At 28.2% G+C, this 17,413-nt stretch carries 18 protein-coding genes and 1 pseudogene; 7 read left to right on the forward strand and 12 right to left on the reverse strand.

The annotated features are described in order from the left end of the window. Positions 1-28: 28 nt before the first annotated feature. The 6 genes and pseudogenes from F1564_RS10355 to F1564_RS10555 all read left to right on the forward strand — a co-directional run bounded on the left by F1564_RS10355 (position 29) and on the right by F1564_RS10555 (position 3,891). Positions 29-730, forward strand: a complete 702-nt coding sequence (locus F1564_RS10355) for an AMP-binding protein (protein WP_232053364.1) — start codon at positions 29-31, stop codon at positions 728-730. Then, positions 717-887: a hypothetical protein gene (locus tag F1564_RS10360; protein WP_232053365.1), complete on the forward strand. Its 171-nt coding sequence runs from the start codon at positions 717-719 to the stop codon at positions 885-887. The genes F1564_RS10355 and F1564_RS10360 overlap by 14 nt, the downstream gene beginning before the upstream one ends. A 185-nt stretch (positions 888-1,072) precedes the next feature. Beyond that, positions 1,073-1,255, forward strand: coding sequence for an AMP-binding protein (locus F1564_RS10365; protein ID WP_232053366.1), 183 nt, complete (start codon positions 1,073-1,075; stop codon positions 1,253-1,255). Positions 1,256-1,459: 204 nt separating this feature from the next. Beyond that, complete coding sequence (locus F1564_RS10370; protein ID WP_232053367.1) at positions 1,460-1,948, forward strand: acyl carrier protein; 489 nt, start codon at positions 1,460-1,462, stop codon at positions 1,946-1,948. A gap of 53 nt (positions 1,949-2,001) precedes the next feature. Beyond that, complete coding sequence (locus tag F1564_RS10545) at positions 2,002-2,121, forward strand: hypothetical protein (protein ID WP_332103014.1); 120 nt, start codon at positions 2,002-2,004, stop codon at positions 2,119-2,121. Positions 2,122-2,748: 627 nt separating this feature from the next. Continuing rightward, positions 2,749-3,891 (forward strand): annotated as a pseudogene (locus tag F1564_RS10555) (CapA family protein). A 123-nt stretch (positions 3,892-4,014) separates the two neighbouring features. On the opposite strand, the gene F1564_RS10385 reads toward F1564_RS10555, so the two are convergent. The 10 genes from F1564_RS10385 to F1564_RS10525 form a co-directional block, all read right to left on the reverse strand. Next, a complete protein-coding gene (locus tag F1564_RS10385) occupies positions 4,015-4,248 on the reverse strand; it encodes a hypothetical protein (protein ID WP_232053370.1) in 234 nt (77 codons plus the stop codon). Between the two features lie 395 nt (positions 4,249-4,643). Further along, a complete protein-coding gene (locus F1564_RS10390) occupies positions 4,644-4,823 on the reverse strand; it encodes an HlyD family efflux transporter periplasmic adaptor subunit (protein ID WP_232053371.1) in 180 nt (59 codons plus the stop codon). A gap of 28 nt (positions 4,824-4,851) precedes the next feature. Next, entirely contained in the window at positions 4,852-5,259 is a 408-nt protein-coding gene (locus F1564_RS10395) for an efflux RND transporter periplasmic adaptor subunit (RefSeq protein ID WP_232053372.1), read from the reverse strand. Between the two features lie 15 nt (positions 5,260-5,274). Further along, the gene (locus tag F1564_RS08420) at positions 5,275-7,938 is read right to left on the reverse strand and encodes an acetate and sugar kinases/Hsc70/actin family protein (RefSeq protein ID WP_018450506.1); all 2,664 of its coding nucleotides are present in this window, start codon (positions 7,936-7,938) and stop codon (positions 5,275-5,277) included. Positions 7,939-8,199: 261 nt separating this feature from the next. Continuing rightward, positions 8,200-9,105, reverse strand: coding sequence for a serine/threonine-protein kinase (locus tag F1564_RS08425; RefSeq protein ID WP_018450505.1), 906 nt, complete (start codon positions 9,103-9,105; stop codon positions 8,200-8,202). 14 nt (positions 9,106-9,119) lie between these two features. After that, on the reverse strand, positions 9,120-10,499 hold the full coding sequence (locus tag F1564_RS08430; protein ID WP_149201934.1) for a hypothetical protein: 1,380 nt from the start codon (positions 10,497-10,499) through the stop codon (positions 9,120-9,122). A 16-nt stretch (positions 10,500-10,515) separates the two neighbouring features. Next, the gene (locus F1564_RS08435) at positions 10,516-12,918 is read right to left on the reverse strand and encodes a protein phosphatase 2C domain-containing protein (RefSeq protein WP_018450503.1); all 2,403 of its coding nucleotides are present in this window, start codon (positions 12,916-12,918) and stop codon (positions 10,516-10,518) included. Between the two features lie 211 nt (positions 12,919-13,129). Next, positions 13,130-13,768: an FHA domain-containing protein gene (locus tag F1564_RS08440; RefSeq protein WP_018450502.1), complete on the reverse strand. Its 639-nt coding sequence runs from the start codon at positions 13,766-13,768 to the stop codon at positions 13,130-13,132. A gap of 25 nt (positions 13,769-13,793) precedes the next feature. After that, the gene (locus F1564_RS08445; protein ID WP_018450501.1) at positions 13,794-14,612 is read right to left on the reverse strand and encodes an FHA domain-containing protein; all 819 of its coding nucleotides are present in this window, start codon (positions 14,610-14,612) and stop codon (positions 13,794-13,796) included. Positions 14,613-14,614: 2 nt separating this feature from the next. After that, positions 14,615-15,049 (reverse strand): J domain-containing protein, encoded by a 435-nt coding sequence (locus tag F1564_RS10525; protein ID WP_018450500.1) that lies wholly within the window; start codon positions 15,047-15,049, stop codon positions 14,615-14,617. Between the two features lie 229 nt (positions 15,050-15,278). Here F1564_RS10525 and F1564_RS08455 point away from each other — a divergent pair, with 229 nt between their 5' ends. Continuing rightward, entirely contained in the window at positions 15,279-15,494 is a 216-nt protein-coding gene (locus F1564_RS08455) for a hypothetical protein (protein WP_018450499.1), read from the forward strand. Positions 15,495-15,868: 374 nt separating this feature from the next. Here the strand turns inward: F1564_RS08455 and ruvA are convergent, their stop codons facing one another. After that, complete coding sequence (gene ruvA / locus F1564_RS08460) at positions 15,869-16,510, reverse strand: Holliday junction branch migration protein RuvA (RefSeq protein ID WP_018450498.1); 642 nt, start codon at positions 16,508-16,510, stop codon at positions 15,869-15,871. A gap of 81 nt (positions 16,511-16,591) precedes the next feature. Beyond that, positions 16,592-17,377, reverse strand: coding sequence for a glutamate racemase (murI, locus tag F1564_RS08465; protein WP_018450497.1), 786 nt, complete (start codon positions 17,375-17,377; stop codon positions 16,592-16,594). Between the last annotated feature and the right edge of the window lie 36 nt (positions 17,378-17,413).

Below are 17,413 nucleotides of genomic sequence, written 5' to 3' on the forward strand. Positions count from 1 at the left end.
TTGAAAGATGTAAAAAAGGAGGAAAATTATGTTTTTAGAAAGAACAGAAAGACTAGCGTTAGTTGATTTTGAGAATAGACATATTAATTATATTGATTTAATAAATAATATAAAATATTTTTCTGAATATATAGTTGATTTAGAAAAGAAAAAATTTGGGCTGATTGTCATGGAAAATCGTCCAGAGTGGATTTACAGCTTTTTTTCTGTATGGGATAAAAGATCTGCTGGAATTGCCATTGATGCCAATAGTAGTTCAAATGAAATTTTATACGTTCTGGAAGATTCACATCCAAATGTGATTTTTTGTTCAAATGAAACAGAAAAAACTATTTTGGAAGCAGTTGAAAAATATAGTTTAAAAGATAGTATAAAATTAGTAAACGTCGATAAGATTATCATTGAACAGGAAAAGATGAATACTATAAAAAATATGCAATTTGAGCTTGATAATCCAACTGGAGATGAAACAGCCGCTATGCTTTACACTTCAGGAACAACAGGAAATCCAAAAGGTGTAATGTTATCGTTTAATAACTTAAATACCGAAATGGAAGGACTCTACGAAAAAGGAATATTTGATTATAGAGATCAAATTTTGGCAATATTGCCGTTTCATCATGTCCTGCCTTTAACTGCAAGTGTGCTTTTAATGTTGAAATATCAAACATCAGTCGTATTTGTAAAAATTGCAAGTAAGGAAATATTTGATGCACTTGAAAAAAAATAGGGTAACTGCCATAATTGGAGTGCCTAGAGTATTTAAATTATTTTATGATGGAATAAAGCAGCAAATTGATGCAAAATTTATTACAAGATTTATTTATAAAATGATGAGTAATGTAAAATCATTAAAAATAAAAAGAAAATTTTGCAAAAGTTCATAAAAATTTGGTGGACATCTTGACTTTATCGTTGTTGGTGGAGCGAAAATGGATCCTGAAATTTCAAAATTTTACGAAACATTGGGATTTTATGCTTTAGAAGGTTATGGGCTTACTGAAACTTCTCAGTTATTGCTGTAAATTCAAAAAAAGAGAAAAATTGGGACAGTTGGAAAAAATTACATAATGTGGATATAAAAATTGTGGATGAAGAGTTGTGGGTTAAAGGACCAATTGTTATGAAGGGATATTACAATAAGCCTGAAAAAACGGCAGAAGTGATTACCGAAGATGGATGGTTTAAAACAGGAGATTTAGCAACGATTGATGAAGAAGGATTTGTTACAATTCGTGGAAGAAAAATACAATGATTGTTTTATCAAATGGTAAGAACATTGATCCAGAAACGCTTGAAAATAGAGTAATTGCTAAAAGTAATGGCTTAATTAAGGAAATGGAGTTTTAATCATAAGAATAAACTAGCTGCAATAATTGTCCCAGAATTACTGGAATTTAGAAAACGTGGAATTACAAATACAAAGGCTTATATTAGAAATATTGTAGAAGATTATAATTTGAAGGCACATAATTATGAAAAAATTCTTGACTACAAACTGTTTGAAGAAGAGTTGCCAAAAACTCGAGTTGGGAAAATACGTAGATTTATGTTGCCTGATTTATATGAAAAAAATGAAATTACAAAAAAAGAAAAAACGCCTGAACCAACAGATGAAGCGTACAAAATATTAAAGGAATACGTCAAGAAAAACAAAGGAATTGAGCCACAGCCAGAAGAAAATCTGGAACTTGAAATTGGAATGGATTCACTTGATATTGTAGAATTTTTTGCATTTATTGAAAATAGTTTTGGAATTCAGCTAGATGAAGAAAAATTTGCTGAAATGCCAAATTTAAAATTATTATCCGAATACATTAACCAGAAAGCTACAAAATTTGAAGACAATGACGTAGATTGGAAGCAAATTATCAGCCAAACAAAGCCAATAGAAGATAATAAAATGATGGCTAACAAAATTATTAAAGGTATTTCAGCCAATTATTGACTTATATTTCAGAGTAAAAAATTGATAGAAAAAAATTAACTAATGATCCGCAAATTTTCGTATCAAATCACCAAAGTTTTGTAGATCCATTGATTTTAGGTTCATTATTTCCAGGAAAAATTGTCTTTAACACTTTATTTTTAGCAATTGACTGGTATTTTAAAAAGGTGTAATGAAACTACTTGTTTCAAATGGAAATGTTGTATTAATTGATATTAATAAAAATATCAGAAAAAGTGTGGAAGAAATTGTTGGATATTTAAAAGCGGAAAAAGCATTGTGATTTTTCCAGAAGGTGCGAGAACAAGATGGGAAAGTTGCTCAATTTAAAAAGTCTTTGCTATAATAGCAAAGGAATTAAACATTGATATTCAATGTATTGGTATAAAAGGAGCATTTGAAGCATATTCAAGATATATGAAATTTCCAAAGCCTAAAAATCGAGGTGGCAGTGCTGGAAAATTTAAACCAGAAGGAACTTATGATGAGATAACTGAAAAGGCAGAAAAATTATAAAAGAATATGTTGAAAATTAAGAAAAATAAATTAATTAATATGCAGTAAACTTAGAATTACTATTTAGAAAGGGAAAAGACCCCTTTTATTAAATAAAATATAATTTACATTTTTAAACAGTGATTTTAAATACTATTTATTAGAATTTATCGTATTTCTTAACATTGAATTTAACTTAAAAAGGATCGATTCAAAGTAAAAACATCAATTATAGAATAATTTATTTAGCAATGTGAAGTGTTAATATTTATAAAAAAGTTATTTTTTATGAAAGGATTTAATAAATGAAAAAAAATATACTACTAATTTTGTTTGCTATTTTAGCTTTTGCACTTGCATTAATTATTACAAATCCCAATTTTAAAGATTTTAAGAATAGACTTATAAATTTAGAAAAATAGGTATTTCTAAAAATAGAAATGATGAAAAGAATAAAAAGATGAAAAATCTGAATTTACAATAATCGGAGTCGGAGACATAATGCTTGGCTCAAATTACCCGTCTGATTTACTTCAAAAATAATGCAAATATTTTGGAAAATACTCAAGATATTCTTCAAAATGCAGATATTACTGTGGGAAATCTGGAAGGAACGTTATTTGATACTGGTGGAACTCAAAAAGCTGTGATAATCAAATGTATGTTATGCTTTTCGTATGCCGTCAAAATACGGAAAATACTTAAAGCAGGCTGGGTTTAATTATTTAAGTATTGCCAATAATCACAGTAATGATTTTGGACAAACAGGAATTAAGGAAACTATCCAAAATCTTAATAATTTGAATATAAAATACTCTGGAATTAAAGGTATCGCTGAAAGCACTATCTTGGAAAAAAATGGAAAAAAATTTGGATTTGTTTCATTTGCTCCAAATTCAGCTACTGTAAAATTAAATGATTATAATTATGCAAAAAAACTTATTTCTGAATTAAAATCAAAAGTTGATATTGTAATTGTTATGTTTCACGGTGGAGCTGAAGGTGCTGGAGCAGAACATATTACTCGAAATCACGAAATTTTTCATGGAGAAGATCGGGGAAATGTTTATGAATTTGCCCATTTTGCGATAGACAATGGAGCTAACATCGTTTTCGGACAAGGACCACACGTTACAAGAGCGATTGAACTTTACAAAATAAATTTATCTCTTACAGTGGAGGAAATTTTGCAACTTTCGGAAAAATAAATGTTTCTGGATCAATGGGAATTGCTCCAATTTTTAAGATAAAAATAGATAATAATGGAAATTTTGTCTCTGGAGAAGTTATCCCTGTAAGACAAACTTATGAAAGTGCAGGCCCTTTTATAGATTCAGAAAAATTAGCCATCAAAAATAATTTCCTTAAATAAATCTGATTTTCCAAATGGAAACGGACTTTCTGTAACTAATAATGGAAAAATAAATAAAATTGGAAATTCAAATTAAAAATTTTATTTATTTACTGACAAGGGTTTTGACCCCTTGTAAAAAATCTTTTATTTAGAGTAAAATAATATAAATTATAATTTTTCACCTTTCAAAAATTCAAATTAAAAAAATCTCAATCTATTATTTTTTCTTCAATCTAATAATCTCCCTCTCATTTTCATTCATTTTATTTCCTATTTTTTCATTTTCATTCTCTAATTTTTCTATTCTTTTTTTCTTTTCAATTTCTTCATCTTGAATATTTTTTCTTTCCACAATTACATTATTTGCAATTTTATCATCAGGATTTTCTACAATTTCCATACCTTCCTCAATATTCATTCCAAAAATTTCAACCTTTTCTCCATTATCCACTCCAACAAAAATCTCCCTTTCCTTAACCAAATTATTTTTATCAATCAAATAAATATACTTTTTCTGATTTTTAAAATAACCGCTTTTTTAGGAACAACTAAAACATTCTCTTTCTTTCTATAAATCACACGAATATCCACTTTCTCACTTAAAATAAATCTCTAAAAGAAATCGGCAAAAATTCAAGTACATTCATGTTTACAACTTTGTTAATTTTAAATAATTCCGCTTCAATCACTTTCTTTTCAGAAAACAAATCTAAATCCCTTTATTATCTCTATTTTAAAACCTTTTCACTTTTATCATTTTAATTTCAACTAATTCTTCAAGTGTTTTTCTTCTCCAGCTTTTTATTTTCTCTCCTAAAAGACTTATTTCAGCCATATTTCCAATACTCAAATTTTTAATTTTTCATCTGTCATACTTTCACTTATTATTTTCAGATCATTCTTTTCCGTCAAAACCACTACAGGCTTATTTTTATTTATAATTCCACCCTTTACAGCATTAATTTTTACAATATAGCCATCAAACGGACTTCTCACAGTTCTCTGAACTAACACAGCATTTTTCATCTCATTTTTACTTCCAGCTCCAATCCATCTATTTCCCCTTTACTTCTTGAATCTTCTTACTCACATCCGCTCCTAATTTCTGCTGTTTTTCAAGATTCCTCAAATGTGCATTTTTTATAACTAGCAATACTCTTTTTTCAACATCATCACTTTTCTGATAGTCGCTAAATTTTACTATTATATCACCCTTTTTCACAAAATCTCCAGCTTTAAAATAAACACCGTCAACTGATAAATTTACATCTAATCCAATTTTAGTAATATTATTTGCAGCAACAGTTCCTTTCATATTTACAAAAAGTTCAAGATTTTCACGTTTTATTTTGCTGACAATATATTTTTTATTAATTTTAGGTGTACAAAATTTTATCATAAAAAGAATAATAAAAATAAAAATCGTTGGCATTAACCAAATTAGTTCATCTTTTTTTTTCAATATTTTTCCCCTTTTTTAGTGATTTCCATCAAAATAAGAATTTTCACTTAAATTATCTTCATAAGGAAAATACTGTTTACGTCCAAGATAAAGCTGATCTGACTTTCTTTGAATTGGCACAACAAAAAATCCCCAGTTATTTAGATCAGTATAAACAAAAAATCTAACTGTATCATTTTGAATTGTATCAGTGTCATTTTGAGAAATAATATTTACAAATTCTGGCAAGATTTCCTGTGCATCCATTTCCTCATAGTCATCTTCATTTTTATAAATCATCTCTTTTTTGAGTTCCCCTTCAGCATTATAGACATAAATTTTTAGCTCTTCAGCTGAACTTTTCTTGTCAATTTGCCCAACCAAGATATCAGCCTTTCGTGAAGTCTGTATCATTTCAACTCTTTTCCCATCGTATTTTTCCACCCACACAGAATACGGCACAAGCGGCACTTCATTCACAATTTCCACATCTATATGCCCAAACCGCTTATAATCCAAATATTTTATAGCTCCATCCAGACAGTTCAACTTTAGCTCGTAATCATCACGATGACTAAGTTCCTTATATTCAATCATTTTCCCTGGTACAAATTCCTTCAGAACTTCCTGAAATGTACTAATTTTAGTCGATTGTCCGCTCAACTTTATCAACGAATACTCAAAAAGCAGCCCTTCCTTATAGTAAGTGTTCAAAAATTTTCTAAGCATTCCATAAATATCGGCTTTTACAATTTTTTCTATTTCCTTTATTGTAAAAATATGTCTTGGATAATCTGTTACTGTGTTAAATATTTCATTTTCATAAGTGTGAATTTTCCAGCTTTTTAACTGCGTTATATGAATGTCATTCCTTTTTTCATAATTTCTAGGTGCATCAAAACGTGTTCGCAGTCTTCCATCAGATGTAAAAAACTCTTTTTTTAAATTTTCAGCAGCTTCCCAGAGCATATAAAAATTATTTCGTATTTTTTGATATTCTTCGCTCATTTTATTTTCAAATTGTGAATATTTTGTCGGTATTATTTTCTCATATTTTTCATATTCCAAATTCATATTTTCAAAAATTTTATCAACACCGCTATCATCAATCACTTTATAAATCATATCATTATCATATTTTATCAAATCATTAACAGAAACAATTCTATTTTCAGAATACTTTGCCCCCAGCACAATTTTCAAAAACTGCATAATCCTATAAGTCAAGTCATTTCCCCCAAAATTTTCATCTCCATTTTCAAAACTTGTTCTTATATCCAAATAATATGAAATCCTGTCCTTATTAATCACATATTTACAAGCCGCTAAATCCGTCGTCCCGCCACCACAATCAATAATTAAAGCACTATATTCTTCATTTTCCTTATATCTCCCCTTCCTTATCTGTATCTCAATCGTATTATAAAGCACAGCAATCGCTTCATCCATTGCATTTTCACGAATAATTTCATATTCATAATTTTTTTCATAAGAAATTTTATTCTGTTTATCAGCTTCATTTTCAGAACTTTTATTAATTTTATTTTCTACCATAAAAATTTCCTGAAACATTGTCAAAAACTGCTCTTTTAATTTTACAGGACTGGAAGCATGAATCTTTTTAAATTTGCATTTAAACATATATTCTGCACGATTTACAACATATTTCAAATAAGCCTTTATTATTTCCTTTCTTTTTACATACAAAATATTCCCAAACTCATCATTAATTTTTTCCAGATTATTATGTTCATGCACCCACCTTTTCAAGTTATAAAAAATCGAGCCATTAACAATATAATCATTTTTTTCCAATTTTCTTACCACATCATATCCAAACGAATACTTAATATTATTACTATCACTGCAATCCTCAACATAAACTAACGTTGGAAAAATTTCACGGTAATGCCTTTCCCCATCATCAAATTTCACATAGTTTATCGCATCAATGACAACATTCCCATTCAAAATATCATTAGTCGGCAAATCCCTCACATAATTTCTATCCAGATATGCTCCCAAAGCTGTATTCACAGTTCCAAAATCAATACAAAGCGGAGTATTTGTAGTTTCCAGATTTTTTACAACAAAATTTTCAATTTCAACTTTATAATAATCCATCTGATATGGATAAAGCGGATATGGCTCATCTTCCTTCCAATTATAAAATTCATGAATAAATTTTAAGTCATTTTCTTTAAAAAATAAAAACGAAAACTTATTATTTCTCAATGTTTCAACTCTAAAAAATTCTTTTTTACTAATTAAAAAATATTTATTCCTACTTTTCAAATCTTTTTCCAGATGAAAAATTCCACAAAGATAATTATTTGCATTTATAAGAAAAACGTTTGCAATGCTGACATTTTCAGGAATTTCAATTTTATAATTATCCTCTCTCATTAAATCAAGTTCCTTATACAAAATAATTTTGTGCGGCACTCGTATTTTATTTTCATGATGAATCCTTTCTCCAAGTTTACTGTCAAAAAGCTGCTGAACATTCACAAGCCCATTTTTATTATACTTGTCAATACAATAATTAGCCTTCACTCCCCGATACTTCATCAGAAGTGCAATTAGCTCCTCTCTCGTAGGCGTTTCCAAATGCACATCCACCAACTTTTCCTCAATCGCAATTTGATACATCTCATAATAGGATTTTCTCCGTAATTCTTCCTCATAAAACAATTTCATCTCTATATTTTCCCCTTTATTTATTAAATTTGTGAAAATTTAAACTTTTTATATAATTCTATAAAAAAAATCTTTATACCGATAAATTTATATATACTCATACACATTCAAAATTAAACTATTAAAAACTATATAAACTTAGAGTTTGAGTAAAATATCCATAGCTTTTGAGTTCAGTTTTAAATTAGTTTTACTATACATTTATATAAAATTATAGAATTTTTTTACATGAACTATATTTTAAAAATTAACAAATATTATTTATAATAATTCTAATTTTTCAATCATTTCCCTAACACTCTTAAATCTCTTTTTCCTTTCAAATTCCAATCCTTTTTTTATTATTTTTTCCACTTCCTTAAATTTCCCAATTTTCTCAAATCCTAAAATCACTTCTCTTGCAAACTCCAATTCTGGCTTATAAAACCTCTTAACTGCCCCATCAATTTTCTTCCCACAAAGCATAAAATACAAAAGTGCCGAAAGTGAATAAACATCCACTCTCTCATCAATCTGAACCTTTTTTGAATAAACTTCAATAGCTGAATATCCTTCTGAAACCTCAATAAAATCTATCTTTTGCCCTTTTCTCAAACTTGACCCAAAATCAATAATTCTAATATTTCCCCTAATATCAATTAAAATATTTGAAGGTTTTAAATCACAGTGAATAATACCTTTCTTATGAATCTTACCGACAACTCTTACAATTTTTCTAAATATTTTTAAAATATCGTTTATTCTTGTTTTTTCATCTTGAATCTTATTTTCTAAAATATACTTTTTCAAAGTAATCCCAAAATATTCCATAACGATATAATTTGTTCCATTTTCACTAAAAAAATCTAAAATCCTAATGACATCATCTTTAATAACTTTATTCCAAAATTTCCCCTTACTTCCTTTAGACTTCTTACAAAACTTTTCTAAAATATGTTTCTCTTTCCGAAAACATTCTTTCAATTTCTCAAAATCTTTTCTATATTTCTCTGTAAAAACTTTATTTTCATACCTCATAACAATTTCAGAGGGATAACATTCTTTCACAGCCACTTTTTTCCTTTGACCATTTTCAGCCAAATAAATATTAGAAAAATCACTTTTAGCCACATAATTTATAATCTTATATTTCCCATTTAATATTGTTCCCTTTGATAAAAAATCCATCTCACTTTTCCCTTTTATATTTTCTTCAAATTATTTCCATTCATATCACGTTCTAAAATTTCCCAGTTTCTCTCAATTTCCCTTTCAAGCTGTGAAAGTTTATCATTTTTTAAATTATACTCTTTTTTAAAACTTTTATTATCTACATTAAAATTTTTTTTATTTTGCTCCTCTTTATTTCTATCAATTTTTTTTCTTACCTGCTGACTTTTCCCTTTTTCTCCGCTTTTCACTTTACTTTTTTTACTTTCTCCATTTTCGTCAGCATTTTGAACTATTTCCAAATTTTTCACATTCTTATTTTTTTCTTTTCCACTTTTAATTACATTTCTTGTTTTATTTTTCTCTGTATTTCTAGCTTTTTCCTCAATATTTCCAACATTTTTCTGTCTAATTTTATTTTTTTCCATTATTTTATTTTGCTCCATTTCACTTTTTTCAATCAAATTATTTTCTATTAATTTCGCCTTTTCCTTAATTTTTCCAGCCACCACACTTTCTAAAATTTTTTCCTTCTTAATTTTCAAATTCCCCTTTTGAATATTTTTCCCCACTGAAATAAACAAAGATAAAAATATTATCACTAAAAACACATATTTTACAGCTATTTTCCTTTTCTTATTTTCCCTATTAATTTCCCTTTCCAATTCTTCGTCATTATCTTCCATTTCAATATTTTCCACAAAAATTGACAAAAATGGTATCACTTTTTTTAATTTCACTTCAGCATCCTTTATTTTCCTACTTAAATTTTTCTCGATATTCCCCTTACTTTTCAAATCAACAAAAACTTCCTCAATCTCATTCTCATTAACATTTTTCCAAAACTCAGGACTTCCAGCCAACAAATAGTCATTTTTCCGTAACTTTACTTTCTTAATTTCCTCTCCACATATTTTTTCCACAATCCTATTTTCCCGATACAAAGTAAGTTCAGTTTTCCCCATATTTCCCACAATCATATCATCTTTGTCAATAATAACAACAATTTGTGAATAAAAATCTTTTAAATCAAAATATTTTTCATTATTTTTTTCAACTTTAAAAAATTTACTTTTCTCAAAAATTACTTTATCTTTGGAAGACTGTATTATCTTTTTCATATTTTCAATTGAAAAACTACTATTTTCCAAATATTTTTCAATAACTTTATGAACTCCAGCTTTTGCTAAATTTTTCCTTTTAACATTTTTTTTATTTATAATACTACTATTTTCTATTTTTTGATCTATTTCTATATTTTCTTGTTTTTTATCATATATTTTTTCCTCAAGATTAGCAATACACCAAATTCCTCTATTTCCATTTGGAATGTATGCTGAATATGTATCTTTTTCAGCAATTTGCACATATTCCTTAAAAAAGAAAGTATTTAATTTTATATTTTTTACCATTTTTCCCCCTCCCATCTTAAAAAATCTTCCAGAACTGCCACCATTTCCTATTTACCTTTTTCACGGCTCTTTTCAATTCTTTCCCTATTTTTTCCAATTCATTTTGCTTTATCCCAGCCTTTTCCAGTTTTTCCTTTGCCTGCGTAAGTTTTTCCATAGCATCTTTCCATTTTTTATTTTTCAGATCCTCTTCTCCCTTTTTTTTCAGCAAATATCCTTCACTTTTTTCAATTTTTTTATTTAAATCTTCAATCTTACCTGCTTGATTTCCAAAATTTCCATCCACATTTACTTCTTCCAAAAGTTTTTTAGTTTCTTCATATTTTGAGATACTTTCCTCATATTTTTCATCTATAGCCAGTTGATCCGCCTGCCTTTCTAGATTTGAAGCATTTTCCATTTTTCTTGATATTTCTTCCCGCTTTTGCCTTTCTCTCTCCATTTGTTCCTGCTGTGCCTTTATTTCTGCTTCTTTTACCTGCAATTGCTGCTGCAGCTGAATTTCCTGCTGTCTTAGCTTTTCTGAATATTCTATTTCTTGAGATTTTAATTTTTCCGAATATTGCAATTCCTTTTCCTTCAGTTTTTCAGCATTCTGACTTTCAAACTTGATAAATTCCCGTGCCTGGCTTATATATTTTCCAACAGTATTTACATTATTTGTATCTTTCATTTTTTGATAAATATTTTTAGCCTGTGTCAAAATTCCTATTGCCTGTGCTGGATTGTTTGCTGTTATTTGTGAAAGTCCTTCCTGAACAAGATTATTAGCAGTCTGTAAATCAGCATTTTGCTGTGAATTAACCTCTTGTATCTTATTGTCAATTTCTCCTGCTTTCACAGTATCTCCAAGCGTCTGGTACATCTGACGTGCCTGATAATAAGCCTCTTTTGAAGAATTAATGTTACTTTGTGCTAGTGAATCTCCTTTGTTTTCTGCAAGCATCGCACCATTATATGCCGTTTTTTCCTTATCCGCTATTTCTTCTATTTTTTTCTCAATTTGTGAAACATAATCTGCTCTTCCATTTGCTAAATACATATCTTCTGCATTTTTATAACTAACTTTTGCCAAATTATAGCTTCCTTCATTAACCGCATTATCTCCAGCCATTTCCAAAGCCTTTGCCTCTTTTAATTTCACAGCCGAATTTATCCGTGAATCCAACGTCGTTAAAATTTCTTCTGTATTCAGTTCATCACGTTTATAGCTATTGTCATTCAAATTATATTTAGCCTGCTGATATTTTACGTTTGCCTCATCATAATTTCCATTATTAAACAGTTCATTTCCTTCATTAATATTTGAAAATGCCTCTTTAATTTTTTCCGTTTCTTCAATTTTCTTTTTTATCTCACTAATTTTTTTATCCGCATCATTTCTTTTTTTCTCAGCATTTGTAAGAAATCCTATTATTCCTTTACTTTTTGGCTTTAATTTTTCATATTCTCCAGCTTCTAATTTCAAGTTATCAATTGAATTACTAAAATTCTTTTTCAAAATCTCTTCATCTGCTAACTTTTCATATTGTGTCGCCGCCTGTAAAATACTATTTCGTCTTTTTACATTCCAAATTATAATAAATAAAATAATCACAACAACTATCATTACTACTAAAATTATCTTTTTTATAAGTTTACTTCTATCCTTTACCATAGGCTCTGAACTGGCTACAGCCTGCACTTCTACCTGTGTAATCGTATAATTTTCAATATTATCCCTAAGCGAAGCGAGTATCCTCTTTTCCAATGAATTTAACCATTGCTTTTTATCCTCAAATCTGGATAAATCATTTTCCATATCGTGTTCATCGATATTTTCCCAAAATCCCACAGTCGCCAAGCAAAAAATATCATTTTCCATAAGCTCCACAGGACTTTTTATAATATTTGGCTTAATTTTTCCAAAATCCCCAATTGCCTGTAGCAAATCATTTCTTTGCCTGTGAAATCTCATATCTGATATATTTAATGCCTCTTCATCCACCAAAAGCTGTGCTATCGTATCATCTTTACTCTGAGAAACAATATATCCGCCTCTAATATGATAAAACCTTGTATTTCCAATATTTCCATATAAAATTGAATTATAATTGCTTACGACGATCAAAAGGGAAGTGTGCATAAGAGAATATTTTTTAGCTTCCTCCTGTTTTTCCTTAACCTTTAAATTGGCATAATCCATCATTTCCTTTATTACATCATAATTAAATCGTGGACGCAGCATAAAATATTCAATTACAGATTCTACAGCAATCCTTGCTGCAGCTTTTGCCCCTTCTTCCTCATCAAATCCATCAGCCACAGCCCAAATCCCATAATTATCCAGCAAAACATATCCAAAATAATCACTATTTTCAGCTTTCGTCCCAGCTTCACTCAAAAATTCCGTAATAAATTTTGCCTCATCTTTCCTCATCTTCCCATTTCTCCCTGTGTTTTTTATTAATTCAATTTTATAAATATATTTTTACATATTTATTTTATATATGAAAATTATTTATTTTGTTCTATATTAGCAACTTATCTAAATATTTATACTTTTAATTATAATAATTAATTCATTTACTAAGCAAAATTTCGTTAAAAATAAAAATTTAAATTATAAACAGTTTTTAAATTTATTAAACTTATTCATATTCTTCAATTTTTACTTCTAAATCATTATTTTTATTCTGAAAATTCGTATTTTTCACAATTTTTTCATCATTTAAATTTTCGTGTTTCCTCTTCACGTTTTCCTCTCTTGCTTTTTCCTTTTCCCAATCAAAATAGTCTCCACAAAGATTTACAAACACAAACTTACTTTCCCCCATTTCCATAACTGAATAAGCCCTTAATTCTACCGTATTATAGACAGCTTCTCCATTTAAATAAATTAGCCCGTTAGAATCTCCAGGAGTTAGCATAAACTTACGCTGTTTTGGATTATAGCTTATCGAGCAATGATTTTTTCTAGAAATCATAGTATCGCCTGAAATTTGAATGTCCATATTTTCCCCACGTCCAATAAAGTTCCGCTCACTCACAATCCTGTAATCTTTCCCCTTGTCATGCCCTTCAATGCACGTAAGCCATCCCACAACAGGATCTACAGTGCTATCTTTTGACCAGTAGGCAGTAGTTCTATCCTCATCTTCCATTTGCTCAACTAAATTAATTTTATCATCTTGTGTTTCTGTTTCAAATCCTTCCGATTTACAGTAGGGACACGAACTATATCTAGAAATATCGTATATATGCCCATTTTTACATCTATCTAATTTCATTTTAAAATATTCCTCCATTTTTTATTTATTTTAATAATATTTTTGTAGTTGCCAAATAAATTATATCGCCTGATTCCACTTTTATAGGTATATTTTTTTTTAATTTTATTTTTCGCTTATCCAGATTTTTTTCAATTCCACTCCCGTTTTGCGAGCCTAAATCTTCATAATACCAAATTCCATTAACACGATTTAAAATGCCGTGAGCTCTGCTAACCAAATTAGAATAAATTCCTTCACTTACATCAATATCCACTCTATTTCTAGGCGACTGTTTCCCAATTAAAAGAGAAGTCGCCCTTCCAACTTTCCATATTTTCATATCATAATCTTCAGAATCCTTCAAAAATATATGCTCAATCTGATTTTTCTCCAAATTCTCTATTTCCTTCACTCTTTCTAAAAAAACATTATGTTCCCTTTCTCTATCATTTTTTATATTTTTAATTTCCTCTTGAACTTCTGCTTTTTCAAAAAATCTTTCCACAATAAGCAAGTAAAGTGTAACTCCAATATAAATAAAAATTGAAAAATAAAGACTTTTTATAGAATATCCTGAAAAATGCACAAAAATAAATGTAAACATCAAAACCATCATTATCAAAATATTTTTTACATTAAAAAATTTATAACTTTTCTGATTTCTTGTATTTAATTTTCGCTTTTCATATTTTTTTATCCCTTTGTCAACTCCCAAACTGCTTCTTTCAGTATTACTTTTACCATTTTCTCTCATTCGTGCAACACTTCTGAGTCTTTCCAGCCGATAAATGCTCCCACGCCCAAATGGTCGTTTAAAAATACTTCTGAAATTCCTCAGAAATCTTCTGATTCCCCATAACATTTTTATCCTTTTCCTTTCATATCAAAAAAACGCTCAAACTGAATTTTTATATTTTCCTTCTCTAATTTCGCTTTTCCCTCTTGCTTTTTATTCATCCTAAAACTATTTTCAAACATCCCTCTCATTTCCCTAGCACTTTTAAAAAAATCCCTTCCGAAAGTAAAATCGTTTTGAGGAAATTTATTTTTAACATTTCCTTTTTTATTCTTATTTTTTCTTTGACTCTGAATATTCTTCCTTCTACAATCATACTCTTCTCTTTTCTTTTCATCCCCAAGAATCTCATAAGCCTCAGTTACCTCCCGAAATTTCTTAGTAGCATTTCCATCTCCTGAATTCCTGTCTGGATGATATTTTATCGCCAATTTCCTATATTTTTTCTTTATTTCTGAAACATCAGCATTTTCAGACACACCTAATACTTCATAATAATTCATTTTTCTTCCTTTTTTTTAATTAATATTTAATTTTAATTAAATAATACTATATTTTTATATATTTGTCAATATTTTTTTAATTTATTTTTAAAACTATTAATTTAAAATTTCACAAAAAAGTCATAAATTTTACATATTTTTGTCAAAATTAAATGATATTATATACTTGTTCAAGAGAAGATATGAACATAATAAAAAATAAAGATAAATCTGAATGGAGATGATTAATATGAAAAATACTTTTAAAAAAATAGTTGCAATTTTGGGAATTACAGGAATATCAATCGTATCTTTCGCTATGCCACCCAAAAATCCAAAGCCAAAAGCAATGATCGTTCAACCCAAAAGAAAACCAATTAATAAAAAAACAGAAAAAAAACGAGCTGCAAATTTTCAGGAAAAAAGAAATAATAAAAAGCCTGCAGTAAAAAAACACGGTAAATAATTAATACTAAATCTACTTCTTGATTTTATAGTAAAACTGCTTTAAAACTGAACTCAAAAATTATGACTATTTTACTCAAACCCTAAATTTAGATAATTTTTAGCAGTTTAATTTTAAATAGGGTTCACTATAAATGATAAGATTAGAAAGATTTTTTTTAGCAAAAAAAAATGTACCTAAAAACTTAATTTTAAAGTAAAAAGTTTAAAGGTACATTTTATTTATTTGTAAAAACAAAAGGACTAACCCTTTGATAAATAATATTCTATTTAAAAAATAGAAATTATAGCAAAAGATCAAGATCCCTTGTTAAACAGAATTTATAATAAATTCATTTCTCTAATAAAAAATAGTATTAATATTATTTTACAGAACTATTTTTTATTTTGAATTTTTTGTAAAACTATTTTTATAGCTTCACTAATATCCTTTAATTGAGCCAATTCACTATCTTTTATCCATTTGGAAATATCGGTATTTGTATATCCTAAAGATTCCAGAGCTAATTTTAGATCTTCCTTCATTAATGAGATTTTAGGGTCAAAAGACTCTGAAGTTATTAATTTTCCACTTGATACATTGCTAGTTTCTTCAAACATTTCTGACACATCTATTTTTTTAACTTTATCCTTCAGATCCAATATTATTTTTTGAGCCTTTTTTATTCCAAGCCCTGGAACTCTTGTAAAGATTTTAGACTCATCTTCCATAACAATCTCTATAATTTCTCTCATATTAAAAGTTGACAATATTGCAATTGCAAGTTTTGGTCCTACTCCACTTATACTTATCAAAGCCTTAAAAAGCTCTCTTTCATTTTGCGTTTTAAACCCATAAAGTGAAATATCATCTTCTTTCACATTTGTAAAAATATATAATTTTTCATTATTTCCAATATCAGCTATTTTTTCAAAAGTTTTTAATGATATATGAATTTTATACGCCAATCCATTTATCTCTAATGCAACATAATCTATTTTTTTTATCACCAATTTTCCTAAAATATACTCAAACATCTACATCCTTTCTCTATTTTTTTATATTTTCTATTAAATAAAAAGAAGACTTATTTATTCTGATTCCTTGACAAATAACATTTATAATTTCACCAGTTCAACTCTTGGAATATTCTCTTCTAAAAACATAATACCAATTTCCTTAAATTTTTCCTGTCCATCTGTTACATAATATTTTACTTCTTCATTTTTTTTTGCGTCATTTTTTAAAAATTCATTTTGCTCCAAAATTTCCTTCAAATCCAAAGCCGTTTCCTTTGCGGGATCTACAATCTTTATATCTGGATAAATTTTACTTATGGCATCTTTTAACAACGGATAATGAGTACATCCTAATATTAAAGTATCTATTTTCCCTTTAAAATCATCAAGATATGTCGTTATTATTTGATTCACTAATTTTCCACTCAAAATTCCCTCTTCCACCGCTGGAACAAAAAGTGGACAAGCCTTTTGAAGCACTTCCACTTTTTTATTAAAAAGTTTTATTTCCTCTTTATATTTTCCAGACTGTATAGTCGCCTTTGTTCCAATTACACCAATTTTACCACTTTTTGTTGTATTTATTGCCGTTCTTGCCCCAGCCTCAATTACTCCAATAATCGGAATTTTAAAAGTTTCCTTCAATTCCTTTAATGCAAGTGCAGTGGCTGTGTTACAAGCCACTACGATAGCACTCACATTTTTTTCCAGCAAAAATTCAACAATTTCCTTTGAATATCTTATAATCAGCTCTTTTGTCTTTTCTCCATACGGAACTCTTGCCGTATCTCCAAGATAATATATTTTTTCATCTGGTAAAACTTTCCTAATTTCCTTTAATACAGTAAGTCCCCCAATTCCCGAATCAAATACTCCGATAGACATTTTACTTCCTTTCTGTTCTATATTAATAAAATAAAA

The sequence above is a fragment of the Leptotrichia shahii genome (assembly GCF_008327825.1).
GTDB lineage: Bacteria > Fusobacteriota > Fusobacteriia > Fusobacteriales > Leptotrichiaceae > Leptotrichia > Leptotrichia shahii.